The sequence below is a fragment of the Sulfitobacter sp. HGT1 genome (assembly GCF_013282155.1).
Taxonomy (GTDB): Bacteria; Pseudomonadota; Alphaproteobacteria; order Rhodobacterales; family Rhodobacteraceae; genus Sulfitobacter.
On record NZ_BLWI01000012.1, the window covers coordinates 254176 to 280269 of the forward strand.

General features: G+C 58.2%; 31 protein-coding genes. 11 read left to right on the top strand and 20 right to left on the bottom strand.

All coding sequences use genetic code 11. From position 1 onward, the window contains the following. Positions 1-30 precede the first annotated feature (30 nt). Both HGT1_RS14690 and HGT1_RS14695 read left to right on the top strand, forming a co-directional pair. A complete protein-coding gene (locus tag HGT1_RS14690) occupies positions 31-1716 on the top strand; it encodes an acyl-CoA dehydrogenase family protein (protein ID WP_176250697.1) in 1686 nt (561 codons plus the stop codon). Positions 1717-1771: 55 nt separating this feature from the next. After that, the gene (locus HGT1_RS14695) at positions 1772-2167 is read left to right on the top strand and encodes an META domain-containing protein (RefSeq protein WP_176250698.1); all 396 of its coding nucleotides are present in this window, start codon (positions 1772-1774) and stop codon (positions 2165-2167) included. On the opposite strand, the gene recO is transcribed toward HGT1_RS14695, so the two are convergent. From recO to folK, 11 genes are all read right to left on the bottom strand, one after another. Beyond that, positions 2151-2876: a DNA repair protein RecO gene (gene recO, locus HGT1_RS14700; RefSeq protein ID WP_176250699.1), complete on the bottom strand. Its 726-nt coding sequence runs from the start codon at positions 2874-2876 to the stop codon at positions 2151-2153. The two genes, HGT1_RS14695 and recO, sit on opposite strands and share 17 nt — an antisense overlap. After that, entirely contained in the window at positions 2876-3205 is a 330-nt protein-coding gene (locus tag HGT1_RS14705; protein WP_176250700.1) for a DUF1491 family protein, read from the bottom strand. The genes recO and HGT1_RS14705 overlap by 1 nt, the downstream gene beginning before the upstream one ends. A 60-nt stretch (positions 3206-3265) precedes the next feature. Continuing rightward, on the bottom strand, positions 3266-4174 hold the full coding sequence (gene era, locus HGT1_RS14710) for a GTPase Era (RefSeq protein WP_176250701.1): 909 nt from the start codon (positions 4172-4174) through the stop codon (positions 3266-3268). After that, positions 4171-4857: a ribonuclease III gene (rnc, locus tag HGT1_RS14715; protein ID WP_176250702.1), complete on the bottom strand. Its 687-nt coding sequence runs from the start codon at positions 4855-4857 to the stop codon at positions 4171-4173. Before rnc ends, era begins: the two co-directional genes overlap by 4 nt. Then, positions 4854-5690: a signal peptidase I gene (gene lepB, locus HGT1_RS14720; RefSeq protein WP_176250703.1), complete on the bottom strand. Its 837-nt coding sequence runs from the start codon at positions 5688-5690 to the stop codon at positions 4854-4856. The genes rnc and lepB overlap by 4 nt, the downstream gene beginning before the upstream one ends. A gap of 103 nt (positions 5691-5793) precedes the next feature. Continuing rightward, positions 5794-6207: a holo-ACP synthase gene (acpS, locus tag HGT1_RS14725; protein WP_176250704.1), complete on the bottom strand. Its 414-nt coding sequence runs from the start codon at positions 6205-6207 to the stop codon at positions 5794-5796. A gap of 9 nt (positions 6208-6216) precedes the next feature. Continuing rightward, entirely contained in the window at positions 6217-6969 is a 753-nt protein-coding gene (locus HGT1_RS14730; RefSeq protein ID WP_176250705.1) for a pyridoxine 5'-phosphate synthase, read from the bottom strand. Next, positions 6953-7648, bottom strand: a complete 696-nt coding sequence (locus HGT1_RS14735) for a DUF2062 domain-containing protein (protein ID WP_176250706.1) — start codon at positions 7646-7648, stop codon at positions 6953-6955. The genes HGT1_RS14730 and HGT1_RS14735 overlap by 17 nt, the downstream gene beginning before the upstream one ends. A 34-nt stretch (positions 7649-7682) precedes the next feature. Beyond that, positions 7683-9833, bottom strand: a complete 2151-nt coding sequence (locus HGT1_RS14740) for a bifunctional (p)ppGpp synthetase/guanosine-3',5'-bis(diphosphate) 3'-pyrophosphohydrolase (protein WP_176250707.1) — start codon at positions 9831-9833, stop codon at positions 7683-7685. A 36-nt stretch (positions 9834-9869) separates the two neighbouring features. Next, positions 9870-10223, bottom strand: coding sequence for a DNA-directed RNA polymerase subunit omega (gene rpoZ, locus HGT1_RS14745; RefSeq protein WP_093731733.1), 354 nt, complete (start codon positions 10221-10223; stop codon positions 9870-9872). Positions 10224-10292: 69 nt separating this feature from the next. After that, positions 10293-10895, bottom strand: a complete 603-nt coding sequence (gene folK, locus HGT1_RS14750) for a 2-amino-4-hydroxy-6-hydroxymethyldihydropteridine diphosphokinase (protein WP_255200216.1) — start codon at positions 10893-10895, stop codon at positions 10293-10295. Between the two features lie 126 nt (positions 10896-11021). On the opposite strand from folK, the gene HGT1_RS14755 reads away from it, so the two are divergent. The 6 genes from HGT1_RS14755 to HGT1_RS14780 all read left to right on the top strand — a co-directional run bounded on the left by HGT1_RS14755 (position 11022) and on the right by HGT1_RS14780 (position 14920). Further along, the gene (locus tag HGT1_RS14755; RefSeq protein ID WP_176250708.1) at positions 11022-11567 is read left to right on the top strand and encodes an NYN domain-containing protein; all 546 of its coding nucleotides are present in this window, start codon (positions 11022-11024) and stop codon (positions 11565-11567) included. 300 nt (positions 11568-11867) lie between these two features. Next, the gene (gene ispH / locus HGT1_RS14760) at positions 11868-12818 is read left to right on the top strand and encodes a 4-hydroxy-3-methylbut-2-enyl diphosphate reductase (protein WP_176250709.1); all 951 of its coding nucleotides are present in this window, start codon (positions 11868-11870) and stop codon (positions 12816-12818) included. Continuing rightward, positions 12815-13267: a DUF3429 domain-containing protein gene (locus tag HGT1_RS14765; protein WP_176250710.1), complete on the top strand. Its 453-nt coding sequence runs from the start codon at positions 12815-12817 to the stop codon at positions 13265-13267. The genes ispH and HGT1_RS14765 overlap by 4 nt, the downstream gene beginning before the upstream one ends. Beyond that, positions 13264-13857, top strand: a complete 594-nt coding sequence (locus tag HGT1_RS14770; RefSeq protein WP_176250711.1) for a bifunctional 2-polyprenyl-6-hydroxyphenol methylase/3-demethylubiquinol 3-O-methyltransferase UbiG — start codon at positions 13264-13266, stop codon at positions 13855-13857. The genes HGT1_RS14765 and HGT1_RS14770 overlap by 4 nt, the downstream gene beginning before the upstream one ends. After that, positions 13845-14300 (top strand): ribonuclease HI, encoded by a 456-nt coding sequence (gene rnhA / locus HGT1_RS14775; RefSeq protein ID WP_176250835.1) that lies wholly within the window; start codon positions 13845-13847, stop codon positions 14298-14300. The genes HGT1_RS14770 and rnhA overlap by 13 nt, the downstream gene beginning before the upstream one ends. Then, complete coding sequence (locus HGT1_RS14780) at positions 14297-14920, top strand: trimeric intracellular cation channel family protein (RefSeq protein ID WP_176250712.1); 624 nt, start codon at positions 14297-14299, stop codon at positions 14918-14920. Before rnhA ends, HGT1_RS14780 begins: the two co-directional genes overlap by 4 nt. A 2-nt stretch (positions 14921-14922) precedes the next feature. Here HGT1_RS14780 and HGT1_RS14785 read toward each other — a convergent pair whose 3' ends face one another. The 5 genes from HGT1_RS14785 to def (HGT1_RS14805) are packed head-to-tail and all read right to left on the bottom strand — an operon-like array spanning position 14923 to position 17562. Further along, positions 14923-15162: a hypothetical protein gene (locus tag HGT1_RS14785; RefSeq protein WP_176250713.1), complete on the bottom strand. Its 240-nt coding sequence runs from the start codon at positions 15160-15162 to the stop codon at positions 14923-14925. Positions 15163-15166: 4 nt separating this feature from the next. After that, positions 15167-16081 carry a methionyl-tRNA formyltransferase gene (gene fmt / locus HGT1_RS14790; protein WP_176250714.1) on the bottom strand — a complete coding sequence of 305 codons (915 nt, stop codon included), beginning with the start codon at positions 16079-16081 and terminating at the stop codon, positions 15167-15169. 4 nt (positions 16082-16085) lie between these two features. Next, positions 16086-16583 (bottom strand): peptide deformylase, encoded by a 498-nt coding sequence (def, locus tag HGT1_RS14795; RefSeq protein WP_176250715.1) that lies wholly within the window; start codon positions 16581-16583, stop codon positions 16086-16088. Beyond that, positions 16580-17047: a peptide deformylase gene (gene def, locus HGT1_RS14800; protein WP_176250716.1), complete on the bottom strand. Its 468-nt coding sequence runs from the start codon at positions 17045-17047 to the stop codon at positions 16580-16582. Before def (HGT1_RS14800) ends, def (HGT1_RS14795) begins: the two co-directional genes overlap by 4 nt. After that, the gene (gene def / locus HGT1_RS14805) at positions 17044-17562 is read right to left on the bottom strand and encodes a peptide deformylase (RefSeq protein ID WP_176250717.1); all 519 of its coding nucleotides are present in this window, start codon (positions 17560-17562) and stop codon (positions 17044-17046) included. Before def (HGT1_RS14805) ends, def (HGT1_RS14800) begins: the two co-directional genes overlap by 4 nt. A gap of 99 nt (positions 17563-17661) precedes the next feature. Here def (HGT1_RS14805) and HGT1_RS14810 point away from each other — a divergent pair, with 99 nt between their 5' ends. After that, positions 17662-18831, top strand: coding sequence for a MalY/PatB family protein (locus HGT1_RS14810; RefSeq protein ID WP_176250718.1), 1170 nt, complete (start codon positions 17662-17664; stop codon positions 18829-18831). A 1-nt stretch (position 18832) separates the two neighbouring features. Here HGT1_RS14810 and HGT1_RS14815 read toward each other — a convergent pair whose 3' ends face one another. Continuing rightward, the gene (locus HGT1_RS14815; RefSeq protein WP_176250719.1) at positions 18833-19192 is read right to left on the bottom strand and encodes a hypothetical protein; all 360 of its coding nucleotides are present in this window, start codon (positions 19190-19192) and stop codon (positions 18833-18835) included. Between the two features lie 164 nt (positions 19193-19356). Between HGT1_RS14815 and HGT1_RS14820 the strand changes: the two genes are divergently transcribed. Next, positions 19357-20331, top strand: a complete 975-nt coding sequence (locus HGT1_RS14820; RefSeq protein ID WP_176250720.1) for a glutathione S-transferase family protein — start codon at positions 19357-19359, stop codon at positions 20329-20331. Positions 20332-20499: 168 nt separating this feature from the next. After that, positions 20500-21672, top strand: a complete 1173-nt coding sequence (locus tag HGT1_RS14825; RefSeq protein ID WP_176250721.1) for a lytic murein transglycosylase — start codon at positions 20500-20502, stop codon at positions 21670-21672. 4 nt (positions 21673-21676) lie between these two features. Here HGT1_RS14825 and HGT1_RS14830 read toward each other — a convergent pair whose 3' ends face one another. The 3 genes from HGT1_RS14830 to HGT1_RS14840 all read right to left on the bottom strand — a co-directional run bounded on the left by HGT1_RS14830 (position 21677) and on the right by HGT1_RS14840 (position 26044). Beyond that, positions 21677-22030: a hypothetical protein gene (locus HGT1_RS14830; RefSeq protein WP_176250722.1), complete on the bottom strand. Its 354-nt coding sequence runs from the start codon at positions 22028-22030 to the stop codon at positions 21677-21679. A 32-nt stretch (positions 22031-22062) separates the two neighbouring features. Next, entirely contained in the window at positions 22063-25518 is a 3456-nt protein-coding gene (gene smc / locus HGT1_RS14835; RefSeq protein WP_176250723.1) for a chromosome segregation protein SMC, read from the bottom strand. A gap of 118 nt (positions 25519-25636) precedes the next feature. Next, a complete protein-coding gene (locus HGT1_RS14840) occupies positions 25637-26044 on the bottom strand; it encodes a hypothetical protein (RefSeq protein WP_255200217.1) in 408 nt (135 codons plus the stop codon). Positions 26045-26094 lie beyond the last annotated feature (50 nt).

Sequence of the window (26094 nt, forward strand, 5' to 3'; positions counted from 1 at the left end):
CCCTCGCAAGCTGGAAAAGGACTCTATGAAATGGCGCATGATGGACAAGACTTGATGATGGGCTCGCAGATCATACTCGATGACCTTCTTGAACTGACAGGCCAGGCATTGGCCCCCGTTGATGAAATTCTTGAACAAGCCAAAGCGTCCGTGCGCAAAATGGTATCCGTTGATGGACGTGTTTCAAACGCACTGGTCGAGGCGAACCAGACCGCTGCGCATGGCCTGGCATGGCTCGCGACATATGCGCAATCCCTGAACCAGATGCATCTCTGGGCAAAAAAACTGTCTGCTGACGGGCACTTCGGCGAAACCGAACAGTTGATCCACCAGATCGCGTTCGGTGAATACCTGTGGCAGATCTTTGGCGGCATCCAGATGAACCAGGGCGAGATTCTGCGCCTTCAGGATATGGGCCTGGGCCAGGATGCACAGCGCGGCCTGATGAACCCGGCAATCCAGAAACTCACGCAAAACGGCAACACCCAAGCCGCCCGCACCCGCTTGGTCGATCTGATGCAGGAACACTCGGCGAATATCATGGTCGGCCGCTCCGGTCTGGACGAAGAGCTCGAGATGATTCGCGAGCAGTTCCGCCGCTATGCCGTCGACAAAGTTGAACCCTTTGCCCATGAATGGCACCTCAAGGACGAACTGATCCCCATCGAAATCATCAACGAACTGGCCGAGATGGGCGTGTTCGGCCTCACCATTCCCGAAGAATACGGCGGTTTCGGCCTGTCCAAAGCATCCATGTGTGTCGTGTCAGAAGAACTTTCGCGTGGCTATATCGGTGTCGGATCGCTCGCCACCCGCTCTGAAATCGCGGCTGAGCTGATCATCGCTGGCGGTACGGACGAACAAAAAGCCAAATGGCTGCCACGGATTTCCAGCGCTGAAACCCTGCCCACTGCCGTGTTCACCGAACCCAACACCGGCTCGGATCTTGGCTCCCTACGGACCCGTGCCGTTAAAGATGGCGAAAACTATACCATCACCGGAAACAAGACCTGGATCACCCACGCTGCGCGGACCCATGTGATGACGCTGCTGGCGCGCACTGACCCCGACACGACAGATTACAAAGGCCTGTCGATGTTTCTGGCCGAAAAAACGCCCGGCGACGATGCCAACCCCTTCCCTACCGATGGCATGACCGGCGGCGAGATCGAAGTCTTGGGCTATCGCGGCATGAAAGAATATGAACTGGCATTCGACGGCTTTCAGGTAAAAGGCGAAAACCTGTTGGGCGGCGAGGAAGGCAAAGGCTTTAAACAGCTGATGGAAACCTTTGAATCGGCGCGCATCCAAACCGCTGCCCGTGCGATCGGCGTTGCCCAATCTGCGCTGGATATTGCCATGCAATACGCGATCGACCGCAAGCAGTTTGGCAAATCCCTGATCAACTTCCCTCGCGTTTCGTCGAAGCTGGCGATGATGGCGGTGGAAATCATGATCGCCCGTCAGCTGACCTATTTCTCGGCATTCGAAAAAGACGAAGGCCGCCGCTGTGACGTAGAAGCCGGCATGGCGAAACTGCTGGGCGCACGGGTTGCATGGGCCGCAGCCGATAACGGCTTGCAGATTCATGGCGGCAACGGTTTTGCTCTGGAATACAAGATCAGCCGCGTTCTGTGTGATGCGCGTATCCTGAATATCTTTGAAGGTGCTGCAGAAATTCAGGCGCAGGTCATCGCGCGTCGCCTGCTTGGTTAACCAATGGCTGCCCGATAGACTGTCGTATCGGGCAGCCACCCAACCGCGAATAGCCATGTTTCGTACCGCAGCACTCGGCCTACCCTTTGCACTCCTCAGCGCCTGCGAGGGCGATCAAACCCTGCGCAGCTACGGGGCGGCTGACAAGACATGGCAGTTGGTCGAACTGAACGGCGCGGCCTTTCCAGACACCGCAACCCTCACATTTCCCGACAGAAACAAAATCGCGGGCCAAGGCCCCTGCAATCATTTCGCCGCGACCCTGAATGTTCCATATCCCTGGTTCGAGGTCACGGAACTGATCTCGACCAAAATGACCTGCCCCGCCTTTGACCAGGAAACGCTGTTCTTTGACAGCCTGTCGGCGGCATCCCTGTCCGAAGTCCTTGGCAACACCCTGATCCTGTCAAACCCTGATGGGTTAACCATGGTCTTCAACGCTGCCGACTGAACGCGTCGATAAAACGCCCGCGCGCCTCCGGCAGGGGTTTGCCGCCCAGGTCGCGGGCAAGACGATGCTCCAGAAAATACCCTGTCGTCTTGAACCCCAACGCGATCTCGTCGTCTGTGGCCTCCCCCTCCCCCCGCAAAACCGGCGGCAGGGGCAACATCTTATCCGCCCATTCCCCTGCGCCTTCCTGCGTCACGGCCCTGCCCGACTTGGGCGACACAAACACCAGCCCCTCGGTCGCACCTGTTACGGCACAGGTCGCCAGATCCAGCCCGTAACCCAGCTCCTCAAGCAGGCTCAACTCCCATTGCAGATAGGCGAGCGGCCAGAGTTCCCCCTGATCCAGCAGATCCAGCAATGCTTGCGTGCGGTGATACAAAGGCGGGTGTGGCTCGCGTTCCGGCAGGCAGAATGCCAACAATGCAGTGACGGTGTTCAGCCCCGCAAGGCTCAACCGGTCTTGCATGGCCGACACCGCGCGGCTGCGTACAGGCTCAACCGTAAATGCACCGATATGGTCTTCTAGCCGCGCGCGCCAGGCGACATCCAACTGGGCACCGGGCTGCAAGATCGGTGCAATCTTACGACTGGTCCCGCCCCGCACAATCCCTGCATGACGTCCTTGGGTCGGGGTGAAAACCTCGATGATCGCCGAGGTTTCCCCATGTCGCCGCGCGCTCAGCAATATCCCCTGATCGCGCCACTCCATCAGCTCAGCCCCTCGTCAAATAACAAATGCCGCCCTTGCCGGTCCTCAACTTCAATCACCCAAAGATCTGGGTCAAAACCGCGCTGCCTTCCAATTGACGCATCAACCTCGGCCTCAGCGCCGTGGGCCATCTCAACCCAGGCACGTTCGCCGGTCATCAGATCAAAGCTTCTGTGAAACAGCACAGCCTTGCCATCAAGCGTGGCAAGCTTCACCAAAACGGCACCGCCCGTGTCATCGCCATGTGCCACAACAAACGCCGGAATATCATAGACCCGAAGCCGCGCCAAATAGGCGTCGACCCAGAAACGCGCCGTCAGCCGCGCCATGCGCCAGCCCCAATTCCAAATGGAAAAAAATCCGCCCCGCAGGGCCGTTTAGCCCGGCAATCAGACATTGCCGTCCTTAAACTCCAGCCCCATCTCGGTATAGCGTTCTGCATCGTCCAGCCAGTTCGGCCGCACTTTGACCTGCAAGAACAGATGCACCTTGCGGCCCAGAAACTCTTCCAGCTCCGCGCGGGCTGCCTTGCTGACGGATTTGATCGTCTCGCCCTTGGCACCCAGAACGATGCCTTTGTGGCCGTCCCGGACAACATAGATCAGCTGGTCAATCCGCGCGCTACCGTCTTTGCGTTCTTCCCAATTCTCGGTTTCGACCGTGATCTGATACGGCAATTCCTGATGCAAACGCAGCGTCAGTTTTTCGCGGGTCATTTCAGCGGCGATCATCCGCATGGGCAGATCGGCAATCTGGTCTTCCGGGTACAGCCATGGCCCCTCGGGCAGTTCGCCCGCCAGCCATTCGCGCAGCGTATCGATGCCATGACCGCGCTCAGCCGAAATCATAAAGGTTTCAACAAATGGAAACCGTTCGTTCATCTCTTTGCTGAGGCCCAGCAGAACCGGTGCATCGACTCGGTCAATCTTGTTGATCGCCAAGGCGACTTTACGGCCTTCTGCAATACCCTCCAGCCCTTCAAGAATGCGCTCGACGCCTTCGGTCAGACCGCGGTTTGCCTCGATCAGCAGCACAACGATATCGGCATCCGCGGCACCGCCCCAGGCGGCTGCGACCATTGCGCGGTCCAAACGGCGGCGCGGCTGGAACAGGCCGGGGGTGTCGACGAACACCAACTGGCTGTCCCCTTCCATCGCAACACCCCGGATGCGGGCACGGGTGGTCTGCACCTTATGGGTCACGATTGACACTTTCGCGCCAACCATCCGGTTCAGCAGCGTTGATTTGCCCGCATTGGGCTCACCGATCAGGGCGACAAAGCCAGCGCGGGTGGTCATGAGTTCTTCTCCAGTTTCGTCAAAAGCAATTTGGCAGCGGCCTGTTCAGCCTGACGTTTCGAGGGCGCAGTCGCTTGTGCGCTGGCCCCATTTTCAACTTGTGCAGATATCGTAAAGACGGGCGCGTGATCTGGCCCCTGACGGTCAATCTGCACATAGGATGGCGGCGGGTATCCGCGGGCTTGGGCCCATTCCTGCAACGCCGTTTTCGCATCGCGGGCATCCTGCTTTACGGTCTGGACCCGATCGCCCCATAACCGCAGAATCAGCTTTTTCGCCGGTTCAAACCCGCCATCCATATAGACAGCCGCGATTATCGCCTCAATTGCATCGCCCAGCAAGGCTTGCTTGCGACGCCCCCCCGACAGCATTTCGGACCGCCCCAGCTTGAGCACCGCCCCCATGTCGATTTCGCGCGCAACATCGGCACAAGTTTCCTTGCGCACCAATGCGTTAAACCGGGGCGCAAGCTGCCCTTCGGTCGCACCGGGGTCCAGTTCAAGCAAGGCTTCGGCCATGACCAGCCCCAGCACACGGTCGCCCAAAAACTCGAGCCGTTGGTTGTCATCGCGGTTGGCCGACGACATAGACGCATGCGTGACCGCGCGATTCAGCAACTCGGGCTTGGCGAACTTATGCCCGATGCGGCCCTCAAAGGCCTTCAGATCCGCACTTAACTTCACTTGATCGCTTTGAAAAAACGGTCGCTGCGCCATGTCCAGAAGAACAGCATGGACCGTCCGCCCGAGCTGAACATAATCCGGTCGGCGCGCCCGATCAGGTTTTCGAACGGGACAAAACCAACACCGCCCGCTTGTTGCGCCAAACGGCTATCGGCCGAGTTGTCGCGGTTGTCACCCATAAAGAAATAGTGCCCTTCGGGGACGGTATAGATGCCTGTGTTATCGGATGCTTGATTGCCGATATTCAAAATGGGGTGGGACACACCGTTGGGCAGCGTTTCGATCTGACGCGATTTGACACAAATCCCGCCCTCACCCACAGCGCCGTTTTCACAACGCGGCCGCATACCCTGCGGGCCCTGGCGTGTCATGACTTCCTCAAACCCGCCGTCATCGCGCAGCTCGACCGCGGTGCCGTTGATGCTGATCACACCGTTTGTAATCTGAACCTTTTCACCCGGAAGACCGATCAAGCGTTTGATATAGTCGCGCCCGGATACGGGGTGGCGGAACACGACCACATCGCCCCGCTCCGGCTCGGATGCGAACAGCCGCGTGTTGTCGCCGTCAAAGACACCGCAAATGTCTTTTGCATCGACCTGGATGCCGAAACGGGGCACGATAATGCTGGGGCAGGAGGCATAGGAATAGCCATAGGCCATCTTGTTCACGAACAGAAAATCACCGATCAAAAGCGTCTCTTTCATCGACCCGGACGGAATCCAGAAAGGCTGGAAAAACAGCGTGCGAAACACCCCTGCAATCAGCAGCGCATAGACGATTGTTTTGATGGTTTCGACAAAGGCGTTGCCGGTATTTTCCTTAGCAGCCATGCTGGCGCTCCTGATGATCCGTTTCGGGTTACATGCGGGCAGGACAGCGCCAAGTCAAGCGATGGCACCCGCCATGAGCCCCTGTTCGGCCCGTAAATACAGGTTATCCAGCCGTTAACGCGACCGGACGTGCTTCAATCACCACAAAGGCCTGCGCCCAGGGGTGATCGTCGGTTAAAGTTACATGAATGATCGCCTCGTGACCGGCGGGGGTCATTTCCGCCAGACGCTCTGCCGCCCAACCTGTAACCTCCATCACCGGTTGCCCGGTGCGCAGGTTACTGACGGCCATGTCTTTCCACGCGATCCCCATGCGTAACCCGGTACCAAGCGCCTTTGAACAGGCTTCCTTTGCCGCCCAACGCTTGGCATAGGTCCCCGCAACATCGCGCCGCCGCTCTGCCTTTTGCTGTTCGACAGGCGTGAACACACGGTCGCGAAACCGGTCGCCGAAACGGTCCAGCGTCCCTTGGATGCGTTCTATGTTTGCCAAATCAGTGCCGATACCAAGGATCATGCCTCAGGCTTACCCGTCACGCGCGTCGTCCATCAGCCGGCGCATTTCCACGATGGCCGGACCAATCCCAAGAAAGATCGCCTCGCCGATCAGGAAGTGACCGATGTTCAGTTCTTGCACCTCGGGGAATGCGGCAACGGGTGACACGGTATCGTAGGTCAGACCGTGTCCGGCATGAATTTCCAGCCCCAGATCATGCCCGAACTTGGCCATTTCCTCCAGCTTTTGCAGTTCCTTTTGCGCCTCGGCCCAATGCCCTTCCGCGAAAGCGTCGCAATAGGCCCCGGTGTGCAGTTCGATCACTTCGGCACCGATGCGGTTTGCGGCTTCGATCTGGCGCTGGTCGGCGGCAATAAAGATGCTGACGCGGCAACCTGCCTCGCGCAGCGGAGCGATGAAATGCGCCAGCCTGTTCTCTTCGCGCGCAACTTCCAGCCCGCCTTCGGTTGTGCGTTCTTCCCGCTTTTCGGGCACAATGCACACCGCATGTGGCTTGTGACGCAGCGCGATTGCCTGCATTTCATCCGTGGCGGCCATCTCGAAATTCAGCGGGACGGTCAGAACATCCAGCAACCCTTCGATATCGGCGTCGGTGATGTGGCGTCGGTCTTCGCGCAGATGTGCGGTAATGCCATCTGCACCGGCTTCCTGCGCGGCGCGGGCAGCGCGCAACGGATCGGGATATGCCCCGCCGCGCGCGTTTCTTACCGTGGCGACATGGTCGATGTTGACCCCAAGTCTCAGCTTACCTTGCGCTGCCATGATCTTTCCCCTTCTGAGCCGTCTGCTCTGCAATTCGTTTCGCCTCGGCCTTGGCCGCAGCTTTTTTCTTGAGCGCCTCGAACTTGGCCTTGATCACGCCTTTGCGGCGTTTTTGATAGGCGCGCAGCAAGGGCACTGACAAATAATACGCAATCGTCGCACAGATGATACCGGGCAAAATGCCACCGATCAGGTAGGGATAGAACACCTGATGCCAGAACACCGTCAGCCCCGACCAATCCATCTCGCGACCGGTGAAAAACGCCACGAAGTTGGCGAATAGATCATGGCCTGCATCAATGAATTTGCCCCCGAACGACCGGTGCTCCCCCCGGACCATCGGTGACCCCAAGATCCAGTGCCCCATCGACAATGACGACAACCCAATCGGCACATAGGTCAACGGGTTGCCAAAGAATGTCCCCATCAAGGCTGCCAGAATGTTGCCCCGCATCACGCGCGCCACCAGTGCGGCCACGATGAAATGCATTCCGTAAAACGGCGTGAAGGTTGTAAAAACACCCGCCCAAATGCCCCGTGCGATACGTTCCGGCGTGTCGGGCAACCGCCGCATCCGATGCTTGACGTAATGAAACGCGCGCGTCCAACCACCACGCGGCCACATGAACTCAGCCATGGCGCGTAATGCGGGTTTTGGATCGCGACGTTTAAAAATCAACTCATCGTCCTTGGGTCTGGCAAACTGCGTGCGCTCAAGCGTCTTTCTCGTTAGCCTTCAAAGCTTTCATGTTTCTGTGCCTGCTGATCTCGGCAACTTCGCTTTCAGCTTCTAGGGTCGGCATCAACGAATGCAAATGCGCAATGTCTCGCAGTTCTACGTAGATCAGCAACCGGTAAAAGTCAGGTTTGCGATCCAAAAATTCTAGATTAGAGATATTGGCCCCCGACTGACCGATCAAGGTGCAGATCCGCCCCAAAACGCCTGCGCCATTGCCGATGGTCAAATCAAGGGTCGCGCCGTAGGCCGCAGGGTGCGGGCCCTCGTGCCACCGCAGATCCAGCCAGCGTTCCGGCTGATCCTCGTAAGCCGACAGACGTTCGCAATCAATCGAGTGGATCGTGACACCTTTGCCACGATAGGTGATGCCGACGATCCGTTCCCCCGGCAGCGGCTGACAGCACGAGGCCCGGTCATAGGATTGCCCCGGTTGCAGACCCACAACCGCACGTTTCTGGTCGACCTGCTCGCCGGGCTTTGGCTGCAAATGCGGGTAAACAGCCTGCACGACTTCGCTGCCCGTCAAATGCGCCGACCCCAGCTGGGCCAGCAATTCTTCGGGGCTGGACAGCCGCAGGTTACGCGCCGCAGTGCGCAGCACCTTGTCAGTGGCACGTTTGGAAATCTGCTCGAAGGCAGAGCGCGCCAATTCGCCGCCAAGGCTGACAAACCGCGCGCGGTCTACCTCGCGCAGGGACCGGCGGATCGCGGTCTTTGCCTTGCCAGTGGTTGCGATATCCAGCCATGTGACCTGCGGGGTTTGACCTTGGGCCGTAATGATTTCAATGGATTGACCGTTTTTCACCCGCGTCCACAACGGTACCCGCATCCCGTCAATCTTGGCCCCGACACAGGCAGACCCGATCCGCGTGTGGATCGCATAGGCAAAATCAATCGGCGTCGCGCCACGGGGCAGTTTGACCACTTCGCCCTTGGGCGTGAAACAGAACACCTGATCCGCGTACATCTCAAGCTTGACCGCCTCGAGGAAATCTTCGTGATCTTCCTCGGAATCCAGTTGCTCGGTCAGTTGGGCGACCCATTTCACCGGATCAACGGCAAAGGGGTTCCGCGAGCGGACACCATCCCGATACGACCAATGCGCGGCCACGCCGGTTTCGGCCACGTCATGCATCTGGCGCGTTCTGATCTGGACTTCGACCCGTTTGCCGTCACGCCCGGAAACCGTGGCATGGATCGACCGGTAGCCGTTGGTTTTGGGCTGGCTGATGTAATCCTTGAACCGGCCCGGCACCGCCCGCCAGCGTCGATGGATGACACCAAGTGCCCGATAGCATTCATCATCAGATGTGGTGATCACGCGAAACCCATAGATGTCGGACAGCCGCGAAAACGACTGGTCTTTCTCCTGCATCTTGCGCCAGATCGAATACGGCTTTTTGGCGCGACCAAAGACCTCGGCCTCGATCCCCGCCTTCTCAAGCTCCTGGCGCATGTCGCCGGTAATCCGCTGGATCACATCACCTGTTTCGCGCTGCAACGTAATAAAGCGGCGGATGATCGACTGCCGCCCCTCGGGGTTCAAGACGCGAAAGGCTAGATCCTCCAGCTCTTCGCGCATCCATTGCATACCCATGCGGCCCGCTAGCGGCGCATAAATATCCATGGTTTCGCGGGCCTTTTGAAGCTGTTTGTCAGGGCGCATCGATTTGATCGTGCGCATGTTGTGCAAACGGTCCGCCAGCTTGACCAAGATCACCCGAAGGTCTTTGGACATCGCCATAAACAGCTTGCGGAAATTCTCGGCCTGCTTGGTTTCGGTCGAATTAAGCTGCAGGTTTGTCAGCTTGGTAACGCCATCCACCAGCTCGGCAACGTCACGCCCAAAGATTTTTTCCACCTCGGCATAAGATGCCTTGGTGTCTTCGATGGTGTCATGCAGCAATGCGGTGATGATCGTGGCATCGTCCAGCTGCTGTTCCGTCAAAATGGCGGCAACAGACACGGGATGCGTGAAATAGGGCTCGCCTGAATGACGGAACTGCCCCTGGTGCATCTTCTCGCCATAGTCATAGGCGAGACGAATATGCTTTTCGTTGGATTTAGGGTTATAGGCGCGGACAAGCGCAACAAGATCGTCAGCCGTAATGTCGGCGGTGTTCATGCCTGTTCTGCCTCATTGCCCCGAAGGGCGCGGGTCTTAGCCCTGCCCTTGCGCTGCCATCAACTGCCGCAGCAGCATTTCTTCTGACATGCTGTCTTCTTCCGGCTTGTCTTGCTCGGCACCCATCAACAACGCCATTGCGTCTTCTTCGGGCTCGTCGACTTCGATCTGGTTCTGGTTGCTTTCGATCAGACGCTCGCGCAGATCGTCGGCAGACTGCGTTTCATCAGCGATTTCGCGCAAGGAAACGACAGGGTTTTTATCATTGTCACGGTCAACTGTAACAGGCGAACCTGCTGCAATTTCACGGGCACGGTGCGCAGCAAGCATAACAAGCTCGAACCGGTTTGGAACTTTGTCCACACAATCTTCAACGGTGACGCGGGCCATAGGATGCTCCAATCATGAATGCTGCAAGAAGCCGACTATTTAGAAGCCCTTTGCGAGATTTACAAGGGCTTATTCAGTCGGTCTGACTTCATCCCTATCTTGTTGTGGCAGGTCATTCAACATCTGCAAAACAGTCTTTTTTAGTGTCGGATGCAGCCAGTCCGGCGTGATTTCGGCCATAGGAACCAGCACAAAAGCCCTGTCTTGGAGGCGGGGATGCGGAAGTATCAACTGCTCGGGGGCTTGGCGCATCTGATCGGGAAGCGGCAGGGCACGCCAGTGATTCTGCATCTGCACATCCGGCAAGACGAGCGCCTCGACCGCCAGAAGGTCCAGATCAACAGTACGTGACCCCCACCGGACATCCCGTTCGCGGCCCAACTCGGCCTCGATCTCATGCAAAATCTCAAGAATTTCGTCGCAAGCCAGATTTGTGGAAATTGCAACCACTGCGTTAGTATACTCCGGTCCCGATCCGGCCGGAAAAGCAGGGTTTACATACATCCGGCTTGCTGCCTGGATTTTAAACCCTTTACATTCCATAATTTGAATAGCCCTCAAGATCGTCTCTGCCGGACCACCCTCAACCGATGATTGATTGCTTCCCAAGGCAACCAAAGCAGTTTTCAGATTCTGCGCGGTGTTTTGGCTTGTTTCATGGTTGTTTCCCACTTGCTGCCTCCTCAAAAATTGTTAGGGGTGCTTTTAGGGTAATATTGTTTTCAGGCAAAAAACCCGTAGTTTATGGTATCTTGTTTTGAGGATATTTCTTCTCAAGTTTATTTCTAAGGACATCTGATGTTTTATAAAGACGAGCGACTAGCATTATTCATTGATGGTTCAAATCTTTATGCGGCCGCAAAAAGCCTTGGCTTCGATATCGACTACAAACTGCTACGGACTGAATTTATGCGCCGCGGCAAGCTGTTGCGCGCGTTTTATTATACAGCCTTGCTTGAAAACGAAGAATATTCCCCGATCCGTCCCTTGGTCGATTGGCTGAATTACAACGGCTTCACCATGGTGACCAAGCCCGCGAAAGAATACACAGACAGCATGGGCCGCCGCAAAGTCAAAGGCAACATGGACATCGAACTGGCTGTAGACGCGATGGAACTTGCGCCACATCTGGACCACATCGTTATCTTCTCGGGTGATGGCGACTTCCGTCCACTGGTTGAAAGCTTGCAGCGCCAAGGTGTGCGCGTGTCTGTTGTCAGCACCATCCGCAGCCAGCCGCCGATGATCTCGGACGATTTGCGCCGCCAGGTGGACAACTTTATCGAATTGGAAGACCTGCGTGACGTGATCGGCCGCCCACCGCGCGAGGCCAACGACGAGTAATCGGTCGAAAAAGCCCGCAACACCTGCATAACAGGCGGCGCGGGCACCCATTCTGAAATGTTTTGACGCAGCTAAAAATGAACACTGCGCATGGAACTTACCATATTTTCTGATTCGTCTGATCCCCTTTTTTGGGGGATGCCTTTGCCGTACAAAGCCGCGCTTGTGCGAAGTGGCCTATCGCGCAGGATCACTGTTGGTTTTTTACCAGTGCCGCGATTGCGGCGCGGCCCCGTCCCCTCGCGGTCTGGACGAAGATGCCCTCAACACTTATCTAACGTGCGAACCAAGGAGCTGGACATGTCAAAAGCACCGCTGACCCTTTATCTGGCAGCCCCGCGCGGGTTTTGCGCAGGCGTGGACCGCGCCATCAAGATTGTTGAGATGGCGATCGAAAAATGGGGCGCGCCTGTCTATGTCCGCCATGAAATCGTTCATAACAAATTTGTCGTCGACGGTTTGCGCGACAAGGGGGCGGTTTTCGTCGAGGAACTGTCCGAATGCCCCGACGACCGTCCGGTGATCTTTTCGGCGCACGGCGTGCCAAAATCGGTCCCCAATGCCGCACAAGCCCGCAACATGGTCTTTGTCGACGCCACCTGCCCCTTGGTCAGCAAGGTCCACATCGAAGCGCAACGTCATTCGGATGCGGGGCTTCAGATGATCATGATCGGTCACGAGGGGCATCCCGAAACCGTTGGAACGATGGGCCAGTTGCCCGAAGGCGAGGTGCTGCTGGTCGAAACCCCGCAAGACGTCGCCAAGGTTCAGGTCCGCGATCCGCTGAAACTGGCCTATGTCACACAGACAACCCTGAGCGTCGACGACACCGCCGATATCGTGGCAGCGCTGAACGCGCGTTTCCCTGCCATCGTCGGCCCGCACAAAGAAGACATCTGCTATGCCACGACCAACCGCCAGGAAGCGGTAAAGGCGATGGCACCCAAATGCGATGCGATGCTGGTGGTTGGGGCCCCGAACTCCAGCAACTCCAAACGCTTGGTCGAAGTCGGCGCGCGCGCCGGCTGTTCCTATGCCCAGCTTGTGCAACGGGCCGATGACATTGACTGGCGGGCGCTGGACGGGATCAAAAGCATCGGGATCACTGCCGGTGCTTCGGCCCCCGAAGTGTTGATCAACGAGGTCATCGACGCCTTTAAGTCGCGCTATGCCGTCACCGAAGAACTGATTGAGACCGCGATCGAGAATGTCGAATTCAAAGTCCCCCGCGTGCTTCGGGTGCCCGCATGATGACCATTCCCCGCGCCCCGCTGATCCTGGGCCTTGCCGGGCTGACCCCCTTCATCTGGGGTGCGCTGACCGTGGTGAACGAACCGCTTGCCACATGGGCCGCCGATAATCTGGGCGGTCGATTTGTTGGCCCCTATATCCAGCTTTTCTATGGCGCTGTGATCCTGTCTTTCATGTCTGGCGTGTTGTGGGGTTTTGCAACCAAAGCCGATGGCGCGCAGGCGGCGACAGGTTACACCCTTGCCGTCATTCCGGCACTCTGGGCGTTTTTCATGACCGGTGGCGGCCCTGTGGGCGCGGGCATGAACCTGATGTTCGGCTTCGCGGGATTGCTGGTGCTGGATTTCGCATTCTGGCGGTGGGGGCTTGCCCCTGAATGGTGGATGAAACTGCGCGTGTTGCTGACGGCAATCGTCCTGATCTGCCTCGCCACTGGCGTATTTCTGTGAGCGATCCTGAGACCCTTGGCGTTTATGCGGCCAAAGCGCTGGAATATGCCGAAGTCACCCGGAATCTTGCCCGCGATCCGCAACTGCGCGCGTTTATTGACGCCGTAAAACCCGGTGGCGCTGTTCTGGATCTGGGCTGCGGTCCGGGGATTGCAGCAGAACAAATGGCCCTTGCTGGCCTTACGGTCACCGCGACGGATCCGGTACCGGAAATGGTCGAACTTGCGGCACAAAAGACCGGCGTTACCGCCAGGGTTGCCAGCTTTGATGATCTGACAGGCACCGGTCTTTATGACGGGATATGGGCCAACTTCAGCTTGCTCCATGCACCGCGCAGCGAGATGCCGCGCCATCTGTCAAACATCGCAAAGGCCCTGCGCCCCAACGGTGTTTTTCATATCGCCGTGAAAACCGGCACCGGGTCCGGTCGGGACGCGCTTGGCAGGCTATACACCTATTTCACCCAAGACGAATTGACAGGGCTGATCGCCGATGCGGGGCTGATTGTGAAAGACCATGCAAAAGGATGCGATAAGGGGCTGGACGGCACCGATGCAGACTGGCTATGCCTGCGCGCATGGCGAAACTGATTGCATACACCGATGGGGCCTGTTCAGGTAATCCCGGCCCCGGCGGCTGGGGCGTCTTGATGCGCGCAATCGAAGACGGAAAAATCATCAAGGAACGCGAGCTTAAGGGCGGCGAAGCCAACACCACCAACAACCGGATGGAATTGATGGCCGCGATCAGCGCGCTTGAGGCACTGGCGCGTTCCACGGAAATCACCATCGTGACCGACAGCAACTATGTCAAAAATGGCATCACCGGCTGGATCTACGGCTGGAAGAAAAACGGCTGGAAGAACGCTGCTAAAAAGCCCGTCAAAAACGCCGAGCTGTGGCAACGTCTGGATGCGGCCAACGCAAGCCACAAGGTGACGTGGGAATGGGTCAAGGGCCACGCGGGCCATCCCGAAAACGAACGTGCCGATGAACTGGCAAGGGCGGGCATGGCCCCGTTCAAAGGCAAATGAGCCTGATCAGCCTTCTTGATTACGCGTCGGTTCTGGTCTTTGCGATCACCGGTGCCTTGGTCGCCAGCCGCGCCCAGCTTGATCTGGTGGGATTTGCGTTTATCGCATGTCTGACCGCTTTGGGTGGCGGCACGCTGCGCGACCTGTTGCTGGACCGCAACCCGATCTTCTGGATCGACAACCCGACCTATCTGGGGGTTGCCGCCTTTGCCTCAATGGTCGTCTTCTTTACCGCGCATCTGCTTGAAAGCCGCTATCGCACCTTGATCTGGCTGGACAGTTTCGCGCTGGCGGTCGCCGTTGCAGCGGGGGCCGGTGTGGCTTTGTCGCTGGATCAATCGCCAACGATCGTGGTGCTGATGGGCATGATCACCGGCTGCATGGGCGGCCTCATGCGTGATGTGGTGGTAGGCGAAGTGCCACTGGTTCTGACCCAAGGTGAGCTTTATGTCACGGCAGCCTTTGCAGGGTCTGCCACGGCTGTCGTCACTCGCAGCTTTGTTGGCGACGATGCCATAGCGCTTTTTGCAGGGGCCTGTGTGACATGGGTCTTGCGCGCAGGGTCACTGTATTTCGGGTGGAACCTGCCCGTCTACAAAAGCCGTCCGCCCCGCGTCTAAACCTATTTGCGACGCCAGTGAAAAGGCACAATGATCAATGCGCCGATGGACGACACAATCGCATTCACCCCGGGAGAATTGAACCCAAAGCCGAACATCAGGCGCACAAAGTAGAACAAGAACGCCCCGCCCACACAAATGATGATCGACGCCAGAATGCCGTTGCGGGTAAAACCCGACTTTTCCGCCAGATAGCCGACGATCCCGGCGATCACGACAGTACCGATCATGGATGGAAACATCTGGCTATCCTTTGCCCAAAATCGTGCCCGGCGCGATTTGCGCACCTTGCTGGAATACATCGATATCTTGCGCTGCTTTGCCCGCGCGTTGCAAGCGTGTCAGTTGCACAGCACCCTCGCCGCAGGCAATCCGCAGGGTACGGTCCAGTACCTCGCCCGCGGCACCGCTGCCCTGGGCAAGCGACGACCCCAATACTTTGATGCGCGTGCCCTCCAGATCGAACCACGCCCCTGGAAAGGGTGACAAGCCACGGATCAGCCGGTCGACCTCAATCGCTGGCTTGGTCCAGTCGATATGCGCCTCTGATTTGTCGATCTTGGCGGCATAGGTCACGCCGTCTTCGGGCTGTTTTTCCGGCGCAAGATCAGGCAGCCGAGCCAAAGCATCCACGATCAACCGCGCGCCCATTTCGCTCAGCCGGTCATGCAACTGGATCGTTGTTTCCGTTGTCCGGATCGGGGTCGCTTCGCGCAAGATGACGGGGCCTGTGTCCAGACCGGCCTCCATCTGCATGATGCAAACGCCGGTTTCGGCATCGCCCGCCATGATCGCACGGTGAATGGGTGCCGCCCCCCGCCAGCGCGGCAAAAGGCTGGCATGAATGTTCAGACAGCCCTGCGCCGGCGCATCAAGGATCGCCTGCGGCAGGATCAGCCCATAGGCAACCACCACGGCAACATCCGCGTTCAACGCAGCAAATTCCGCCTGTGCTTCGGGCGTTTTCAGCGAAACGGGATGGCGCACGGGTAGGCCCAAAACCTCGGCCCGGCTTTGCACGGGGCTGGGGCGATCTTTCTTGCCACGTCCCGCAGGGCGCGGCGGCTGGCAGTAAACGCAAACGACCTCGTGACCCGCCAATACCAATGCATCCAGAACCGGCACTGAAAATTCAGGCGTCCCCATAAAGATCACGCGCATGTGGCTATCCTTTGAATTTCCGCGCCTTGCGCAGCACCATATCCCGGCGGGTTTTGCTTAGATTATCGAAATACATCTTGCCGGCCAGATGGTCGATCTGGTGCTGCACGCTGGTCGCCTCGAGGCCCACAAAATCGCGGCGTGTCACAACGCCGTTTTCATCAAGATAGCGCACCGTCACGCCACGCGGGCGTTTCACCTTGGCCGATACACCGGGCAGATTCGGACTGGCCTCGTCATGTTCGTTCATGATGGCAGAGGCATCCAGCACCTCGGGGTTAGCCAGCCTGATCCGCTTGTTGCGCCCCTGCGATGCATCGACCACAGCAACGCGCAACATCACCCCGATCTGCGTCGCCGCAAGACCGACACCGGGCATGGCATCCATCGTATCAATCATATCATCCCAAAGACTGCGGATTTCATCCGTAATCTCGGTGACGTCAGCCGCAGCTGTGCGCAGGCAGACATTGGGCCATGGCACGATCTTGCGAACCGTCATCGGGCGGCATCCTTTTCAACACGGTCATAGATCACGATGCCATCCAGATGGTCGTATTCATGCTGGATGATCACGGCCTCGGCTCCGGTAAAGCTACGCTCGTGGGTGCCCTCAAGGTCGGTCCACCGCAGGGTAACTTGGGCCGCACGCGCGATGTCCATCGGGACACCGGGGATAGACAGGCACCCTTCCTCTCCGGTCAGACGATCCTCGGACAGGGCGATAATTTCAGGGTTCACACATGCGATCGGCGTCGGCGTGCCGTCTTTCCAGTTCGCATCAAACACGAAAATACGTTCGGTCCGGCCCACCTGCGGGGCCGCCAAGCCACGCCCGGGCGCGTCATACATCGTGTCGAACATGTCAGCCATCAACCGCTCAATTTCGGGCGTGATCGCGTCGACCGGCTGACAAATCTGCGTCAACCGCGCATCCGGCCAGATGACGATGTCCAGCACGCTCATCCGCGGGCCAGTTCGCGTTTGAGCTTGGTCATCTTGCGGGTGATCATCTGACGCTTCAACGGCTTGAGGTAATCGATGAACAGCTTGCCATCCAGGTGATCAATCTCGTGCTGCACACAGGTCGCCCAAAGCTTGCTGAATGTCTCGGTATGTTCCTTGCCGTCGCGGTCGATCCAACGCACGTCAACCTCGGCTGGCCGGGTCACATCCGCGTATTGATCGGGGATCGACAAACACCCTTCCTCGTAGGTGTTCAGATCATCCGAGGCCGCGATGACTTCGGGGTTGAACATGATCAACGGGCGTGAGGGCTCGCCTTCTTCCTTGACGCAATCCATCACGATCAAGCGGTCCAGCACACCCACTTGGGGTGCAGCAAGGCCGATGCCCGGTGCATCATACATGGTTGCCAGCATATCATCAGCCAAGCTGCGCAATTCGTCTGTCATATCAGTGACAGGCGCGCAGAGCTTTTTCAGACGAGGATCGGGGTGAAGAAGGATATTGCGTTTCATGAAGTTGATTTAGGGTAACCCGTGGCCCGCTGCAACCTCAGGGCTTGCGGTCAGGCAGATTACGTTTAGCGTATCGCCAAAATATATCAGGAGCGACCCATGGATTTTGACGAAATCATCGACCGCCGCGGGACCCATTGCGCGAAATGGGACAAGATGGAGCCGATCTATGGCGTGCCCGCAGACACAGGTATTGCCATGTGGGTCGCTGATATGGATTTCCGCCCGCCTGCGGTCGTGCAAAACGCCCTGCAAGGGATGCTGGATCATGGTGTTTACGGCTATTTCGGGGATGACAGCAAATATCTGGCCGCGATCCAGTGGTGGATGGAAAACCGTCACGGCTGGAAAGTCGATCAAGACTGGATTTTCACAACACATGGGTTGGTGAACGGTACATCCATGTGCGTCGATGCCTTTACCAAGCCCGGCGACGGGGTGGTGCTTTTCACGCCGGTTTATCACGCTTTTGCGCGGGTTATCTCGGCTGCGGGTCGCAAGGTTGTCGAATGCGAACTGGTCAACAACAAAGGCCGCTACACGCTGGATTTCGATGCCTATGACGCGCAAATGACCGGCAACGAAACCATGCTGGTGTTCTGCTCGCCGCATAACCCCGGTGGCCGCGTCTGGACAAAGGACGAACTGGCGCAGGTCGCAGCCTTTGCCAAGCGTCACGATCTGGTGCTGGTTTCAGACGAAATCCATCACGATCTGGTTTTCCCCGGCACGAAACATACTCCGATGGCACTGATCGACGATGTGCAGGATCGTCTGGTGATGATGACCGCGACAACAAAAACCTTCAACATCGCGGGCAGCCATTCGGGCAATGTGATCATCCCCGACCCCGCGCTACGCGCGACCTTTGCAGCACGTATGAACGCAATGGGGGTGTCGCCAAATTCATTCGGTCTGGTGATGGCGACTGCGGCCTATTCGCCTGAAGGGGCCGCATGGGTCGATGAACTGGTCGCCTATCTGGATGACAACCGCAGAATTTTCGACGCGACGGTCAATTCCATTCCCGGCTTGCAGTCGATGCCGCTGGAATCAACCTATCTGGCTTGGGTTGATTTCGAAGGGACAGGCATGGACCCGTCAGAATTCACCAAAAGGGTCGAACAAAACGCCGAAATCGCCGCCAACCACGGCCCGACCTTTGGCAAAGGCGGCGAGACGTTCATGCGCTTCAACATCGCCACCCCGCGCGCACGGGTGGAGGAAGCCTGCACCCGACTGCGCGAGGCGTTCAGCGACCTTCAGTAACCTAAACCGGTGCGTCCATGGCAATCAAAGCCACGGGCGCGTCGGATGCCCGTTCAAAATCAAGCGCCGCTTTCTCGGATACTTTGGTGGCGCGTTTGAATTCGAACTGCATCTCGCCGCTTTCCTCTTGGGTGGCGACAACCAGGCATTGAAGCAAGTGGATCGACCCATCATAGAGATCAACCAGACCGCGCAATTTTGGGGCGGTTTTGGCGTCCATCGAGAAACCGGTGCTCCAATGGCGCAGCACCTGATGCCGGGTTCCATCCACATCGATTCGCAATCTGGACGCCTTGCGCAGGCTTTGCAGACGCGCAGCATCAAGGCCGGCTTGAATATCCTTTGATAGTGAAATTTCCATCTTACCCCCCGTTTTTAAACAGAATGACGTGATACAGGATGAAATCAACCGATGTGCCCAAAAAGATTAATGTGGTGCATCTTTGCAGGGCTGATGTGCATTCATACCGGTGTTCTTATTCCCAGTGACCGTTAGTTTAGCCTCTCAAGGTAAAGGAGTGATCAATGGGACTTTTGGTAGATGGCGTCTGGAAAGACCAATGGTACGATACGAGCGCAACCGGCGGGAAATTCGAACGCTCGGCTGCAAAGTTTCGCAATTGGGTGACGTCGGACGGCAGTGCCGGCCCCAGCGGCGACAGCGGGTTCAAAGCCGAAAGCGGGCGCTACCATCTTTATGTCAGCTATGCCTGTCCCTGGGCGCACCGCGCGCTGATTTTCCGCGCTCTCAAAGGGCTCGAGGACCATATATCCATTTCTGCCGTACATCCTGAAATGCTGGGTGAAGGCTGGACCTTTGACACCGGTTTTCCCGGTGCCACAGGTGACGCCTTGTATGACCTGCCCTATGCCCGCGACATCTATACCCGCGCGGACCCCAAGTTCAGCGGCCGCGTGACGGTTCCGATCTTGTGGGACAAAATCAACGAAACCATCGTTTCCAACGAATCCTCCGAAATCATCCGTATGCTCAACAGTGCTTTTGACGGGATCACCGGTAACACCGCCGATTTCTGGCCTGAACACCTGCGCAGCCGGATCGAGACGGTCAACGACCGTGTGTATGACACGGTGAACAACGGCGTCTACAAATGCGGCTTTGCCACGACACAAGACGCCTATGACGATGCGGTCCATCCTCTTTTCGAAAGCCTCGACTGGATCGAAGACATTCTTGCCACCCAAAAATATCTCGCCGGTGACACGCTGACAGAAGCCGACTGGCGGCTATTCACCACCTTGGTGCGCTTCGACAATGTCTACCATCTGCATTTCAAATGTAATCGCAGACGGATCGTCGATTACCCGCACCTTTGGGCCTACACCCGCGAATTGTATCAAACGCCCGGCGTCGCTGACACCGTCAAGATGGACCACATCGTGCGCCATTATCACTATAGCCACGATACGATTAACCCCAACCGGATCATCCCGATCAATCCGGCACTGGATTTCACTGCACCACACGGGCGGGGCTAGTTCGAAAACACCATGCCAGCACGATGCATGCTTGTCGTGCTGCGCATACCTTTGCCCATACCCGGCCCCCGATTGACCCGCTTAGCCCCTATACGGGTCAAAGTTTTGACGTCTTCGTTTTCGATACTACTTTCAGCAGGATTGCGAAGTGCTGAAAAGGAAACGGTTATGCGCGAATTACTTTGGGGGGCCTGTATGACCCTCGCTGCGGCAACAGCCCAAGCAGAAACACCCTGCGGCGGTGATTTCAACGCGTTTATCCAAGGCCTGAAGGCCGACGCCGTCGTCGAAGGGATTTCAAGCGCCCAAGCCGATGCGTTTTTCCAAACCGTACGCCACGACCCTGAAGTGTTGCGGGCGGATGGCGCGCAAGGGGTTTTTCAAAAACCCTTTATCGACTTTTCCCGCGCGCTTATCTCGACGGATCGCCTGAACCGGGGCATTTCAAACGGGCAAAAACATGATGCCATTTTCACCCGCGTCGAAACCGAATTTGGCATCGATCGCGGCGTGCTGCTGGCGTTTTGGGCGTTCGAAACCGATTACGGCACTTTTCAGGGCGACAACAACACCGCAAATGCGCTTGTTACCTTGGCCCACGACTGCCGCCGCCCCGAACTTTTCCGCCCCCAGGTCATTGCCGCAATCAAGCTTTTTGCACGCGGTGCGTTTGATCCCGCCACCACAACGGGCGCTTGGGCAGGCGAGATCGGGATGGTCCAGATGCTGCCAAAAGACATCCTTGAAAACGGGATCGACGGGGATGGGGATGGCCAGGTATCCCTGAAAACGTCAGTGGCGGATGCGCTGATGTCTGGCGGCAAAATGCTGCAAAGCCTTGGCTGGACGGCTGGCCAACCCTGGCTTGAAGAAGTCGTTGTACCAGCCGGTTTCGACTGGTCGCTCAGCGGGCTTGAGACGACATTGACGGGGGCGGAATGGGCTGCACTGGGTCTGACGGCGCGCGATGGTGGGCTGGCGGAAAACCTGCAAGCGTCGCTTCTTTCGCCGCAAGGGCACAAGGGGCCGACTTTTTTGGCCTATCCCAATTTCAACGTCTATTTTGAATGGAACCAAAGCTTTACCTACGTTCTGACCGCTGCCTATTTCGCAAACCGCCTGAAGGGTGCCCCGATTTACGAGGCCGGAAATCCGGATCAGGGTTTATCAAGCGATCAGATGAAACAGCTCCAGACCCAGCTGCGTGCCAAAGGATATGATGTTGGTGCCATTGACGGGATATTGGGGGCCGGAACCCGTAGCGCGGTGCGTGCAGAACAAAAGCGCCTTGGCATGCCCGCCGACGGCTGGCCCACAATCACGCTTTTGACGGGGCTTTAGGGCCTCACGGCTTGACCGGGAAACGGTCGCCCTGCGCGGTCAAAAGCGTCATCCGCCCGCCGCTCGATACGAACCTGTCGCAGCGGCTGCGCCCGTTCTCGAATGTCACACAAACACGGCCATCGTCTTTGACCGTGAACCGACCCTCAGCCGTATCGCCATTGGCGTAAGTATATCTGTACCCGCCATCCGCACGGTAACTGGACTGCCCGTCATCATAGAACCCAAGCACCTTGCCTGATATCAGATCGGTAATCTCATCCATAGATAAGACCACATCACCCTGACGTTCCGCCCAATTCTGGGCCACGGCAGAGGTTGAAAAGACGATGAAAAACGAAAGGATCAAAAGACGCATTCCAGCACCCTAGGGCAGCCAGCGCCAAATAACTAGGCGACCAGTTTTTCGGCCTTTTTCAAATCAACCGATACCAGCTGACTGACGCCTTGTTCGGCCATGGTGACACCAAACAGGCGGTCCATCCGTGCCATCGTGACCGCGTGATGGGTGATAATCAAAAACCGCGTATTCGTCTGACGACACATTTCATCCAGCAAATCGCAAAACCGCGTTACGTTCGCATCATCCAGCGGGGCGTCGACTTCGTCCAGCACACAGATCGGTGCGGGGTTGGCCAGGAACACCGCAAAGATCAGCGCCATCGCCGTCAGGGTTTGCTCTCCGCCAGACAGCAAGCTCAAGGTGCTCAGCTTTTTGCCCGGTGGCTGGCACATGATCTCCAGGCCTGCCTCAAGCGGGTCCTCTGATTCGACCATGACCAAATTCGCCTCGCCACCGTTGAACAGGTGTCGGAACAACATCGTGAAATTGCTGTTCACCTGCTCGAAGGCCGTCAAAAGCCGCTCGCGCCCCTCTCGGTTCAGGCTCGAAATGCCACTGCGCAACGTCTTGATCGCTTCGGTCAGGTCGTCTTTTTCTTTTGTAAGATTGTCGTGCTCTTCCTGAACCTCACGGGCGTCTTCTTCGGCGCGCAGGTTCACCGCCCCCAATGCCTCCCGCTGACGCTTGAGCCGGTTCACGTCGGTTTCCAAAGCCTCAGATGCCGGCATCTGGTCAGGATCAACGTCCAGAGATGTCAACAATTGGTTCGGCGTCATTTGCTGGTCTTCGGCAATCCGCTCTGCGGCATAGGCCACGGTTTCCTTGGCCGCATCCGCCCGCGCCTCGGACCGCGCGCGGGCCTCCCGCGCCTCCGAGGCCAGGCGCTCTGCATCGCGCTCTGCTATCGTCGCCTCGCGCAACGTCCCCTCCGCGACCGACAAACGATCTGCGGCTTCAGCCTTGCGGGCATCTGCGATTGTGATCGCCTCCGTCAACTCATCCCGCTTGGCGGCAATCTCGGCTGGTGCCGCGTTCGCTTCTTTCAGCTCGGCCTCGGACCCGGTTTTGCGGTCCACCAGCTCCGCGCTGCGCTTTTCCGCAGTCTCAAGGCGATGCCGCCAACCGCTCAGCTCCTTGGTGACTTCTTGCGACCGCTTCAGGCGGGCATCGCCTTCGCGGCGCAACTCGTCATGGGCAGACCGGCGCGACATCATCGCAATCCGTGCCCCCTCAACGCTCATGCGCAATGTCTCGACGCCTTCGCGGGCCTCTGCCACATCGTCCAGATCGGCCAGCGCGCGCTCTGCCTCCATCACCTGCTGGCGGCCGGCCATGGCCTCTTCCTCGTGGCGCGATACGGCCAGACCCAGACTTTCCAACCGCCCCTGAGCAAGATTGCGATCGGCTTCAGCCCTGCTCAGGGCGCGGCCTGCATCCGCAACTGCGCGGTCGGCATCGCGCCGCGCCTCACGGGCCTGTTTGTCCGCAAGCGTTTGCGCGGCCAAGGTGCGCTGCAACGCATCATGGGCATCACGCGCGCCGTCTGCCCGTTGGCTTGCTTGCTCCAGCGATTGTTTCAATACTTCCAAGCGGTTGATTTGCTGCAACCTTAGCGCGGCAGCCGAAGGCGCATCCTCGGCCCAGGCCCTGAACCCGTCCCACCGCCACAAATCCCCTTCGGGCGATACCAGCCGTTGCCCCGGCTTCAATGCAGCTTGCAAACGCGGGCCATCATCGGCTTCGACCAGTCCGATCTGGCTCATCCGGCGGGCCAGAACATCGGGCAATGACACATGCGCCGTCAATGCTGTCACCCCATCAGGCAAGGGCTGCACCACGTCATAGGCAGGCAAGACCGCCCAGCCCGAGGGGCCATCCGCGTCGACTTGGGGGGCGCGCAGATCATCCGCCAAGGCAGCACCAAGCGCTTTTTCAAACCCGTGTTCGACCTGCAAACGGTCCAGAATTTGGCCGCCCTCTGCCGTGTCCCGTTCCACCAGCTTGGCCAGCGCACCCGCTTCCGCCCGCAAGGCGTTCATCTCGCCTTCGGCTTCCGATCGCTCCGCGCGCGCGTCAGCTTCGCGGCTTTGGGTCTGGGCGCGGGCTTCCTCCGCTGCATTCAACGCCTGTTCGGCATCGGTCGCCTGCTGTGTCGCGGCCGCCTCAGCTTGAGTGGCAAGATCAAAATCAGCGGCGGCTTTGACCAGCGCAGCCTTGCTTTGTGCCACAGCGTCGCGCGCTTTCTCGGCCTCGGCCTCCGACTTGGCCAGGGTTTTCCGGTTATCGCCCAGCAATCGTTCCGCAGATCCGTGACGGGCCGCAAGCCGGGCCACATCCTCGGTCATCTCCGACAATCCCGCTTCTTGCGCTTGCAGAACCGACGCCGCCTCGCTTGCAACTTCGGCGGCGGCTTCCAACGCAGCGCCATGGCCAGCGCCCGCTTTTGCAAGTTCCCGCGCCTCCCACTCAAGCCGCTCGATTGTTTCACCGGCATCGCGGTTCAACCCTGCTTCGCGTTCTATGTCGCGGGCAAGCTGTGCAATCCGCTTGGTCAGCGCGTCAATGGTTTCCTGCGCACGGGCTTCCTGATCGGCAAGCGTATCACGCTGCACCCCGAGCCGCTGAAGCACCGCTGCGGCAATCGCATCTTCCTCGCGCAACGGCGGCAAGGCATCTTCGGCGATCTGGCGTGCTTTGGCTGCTTGGCGGACCGTGCCTTCAGCCTGCGCCGCCGCTGTCACGCGGGCACGCAGTTCATCCGCCGCAGTGGCGCGCGCATCATCGGCTTCGCGCCAGCGGCGGTACAACAACATGCCTTCGGATTTCCGCAGGTCATTGCCGATTTCACGATAGCGGGCGGCCTGCCGTGCTTGACGGGCCAGTTGCGCCAGTTGCGCCGCAAGCTGTTCAATCACATCATCGACACGGGCCAGATTTGTCTCGGCACCGTTCAGTTTCAATTCGGCCTCGTGACGCCGGGCATAAAGGCCGGATATCCCTGCCGCCTCTTCCAGAATGCGGCGGCGGTTTTTCGGCTTTGCGTTGATCAGTTCCGAAATCTGGCCCTGCCGTACCAAAGCGGGGGAATGTGCCCCGGTCGAAGCATCTGCGAACAACATCTGAACATCGCGGGCCCGTACATCCTTGCCTGCCGCTTTATAGGCGCTGCCGACATCGCGCGTGATCCGCCTGATGATTTCGATCTGGTCGGTGTCGTTGAACCCCGCAGGGGCCAGGCGTTCGGTGTTATCAATATGCAACGCCACTTCGGCAAAATTGCGGGCCGGACGGGTCGAAGCACCGGCAAAGATGACGTCTTCCATCCCGCCGCCCCGCATCGCTGTGGGCCGGTTTTCACCCATCACCCAACGCAAGGCTTCAAGAAGGTTGGATTTTCCACAGCCGTTGGGGCCGACCACACCTGTCAGACCATCGGCGATGATCAGATCGGTTGGATCAACAAAGCTTTTAAACCCCGTCAGTCTGAGTTTTGAAAACCGCAAACGTCCCTCGTGTGGCTGATTCCTAGAATGTCCGCCAGTTGGCGCGATCCGCCGCGCCCTGTCAATCCAAACACTCTAGGGAAGGCCGTCTACCGCCGCTTATCCACAAGATATTGCGTTAAGCAGGGGCCATGCAGGACAGTTTTCGGACCGGCGGGTCATGATTTTTGGTCAGTCGTGGTGCCCCCTCCACACAGGTTGGCGGGGTCGTTTGCCGTGACTTTAGCCCATTCCCGCGACAATCCAGAACGCCGGTGGCCAATGCCTGATCGCCCAAGACGTCCCTGACCTCGCAGCCGCTGACCGCAAACATCGCCAGCGCCGCACGGTTTCTGATTGGCCCGAAACGGGGGGCGTATTCCGGATTAACGCGCATCGCTTCGGCCATTTCACCCCGAATGCGCACGTCGAATAGCGATCCGTCCACTTCGATCCGTGTGGCAGTCAGGCCCCTGAAATGCGGCCCAGGGGTGTTGCAAGCCGCAAGGCCGAACAAGATGGCGATGAACAAAAATGCAGGTTTCATGCCAAATGGCTAACCCACGGTACTTAACAATCTGTGAACCTTTGACAAAG